Here is a 585-nt window from a genome sequence, read left to right on the forward strand (position 1 = left end):
GGCTAAACCATCCGGCGTCGGCTGTACGGCATAGTGCAGCGCAATGCCAAACTCTGAGCCATCGCCGAGCAGGCGCTGGAAATCACGTAGGTCGTCCGGCGTGGTGATGATCAGGATCTCACGTATCCCGGCCAGCATTAATACCGACAGCGGGTAGTAGATCATCGGCTTGTCGTAGATCGGCAACAACTGCTTCGATACGCCACGGGTGATGGGATGCAGTCGCGTTCCGGAACCGCCCGCCAGAATAATACCTTTCATCATTCCCCCCAGAGATGATTAGCTTTGCAGCCCAAGACGCTCGCCCTGATAGCTTCCGTCCTGAACCTGACGCCACCAGGCCTCGTTCGCCAGATACCACGCCACGGTCTTACGCATACCGGAGGTGAAAGTCTCTGCCGGCGTCCAGCCCAGCTCGCGGGCAATCTTCGAGGCATCAATGGCATAGCGCAGATCGTGGCCCGGACGATCGGCAACGAAGGCGATCAGATCGCGATAGTGCGCCACGCCCTGCGGCTTATCCGGCGCCAGCTCTTCCAGCAGCTGACAAATGGTTTCCACCACCTCGATATTTTTACGTTCGTT

The 585-nt window shown here is 58.3% G+C and carries 2 protein-coding genes; both read right to left on the minus strand.

The annotated features are described in order from the left end of the window. Positions 1-261: sugar phosphate nucleotidyltransferase (locus R7P64_RS24410; protein ID WP_318124202.1), on the minus strand; the 261-nt coding region annotated here is incomplete at its 3' end. 18 nt (positions 262-279) lie between these two features. Further along, on the minus strand, positions 280-585 hold a 306-nt coding region (locus R7P64_RS24415), incomplete at its 5' end, for a GDP-mannose 4,6-dehydratase (RefSeq protein ID WP_318124200.1).

Origin of the sequence: Vibrio sp. 2304 (assembly GCF_033339475.1) — a bacterium.
In the GTDB taxonomy this organism is placed as follows: domain Bacteria; phylum Pseudomonadota; class Gammaproteobacteria; order Enterobacterales; family Vibrionaceae; genus Vibrio; species Vibrio alginolyticus.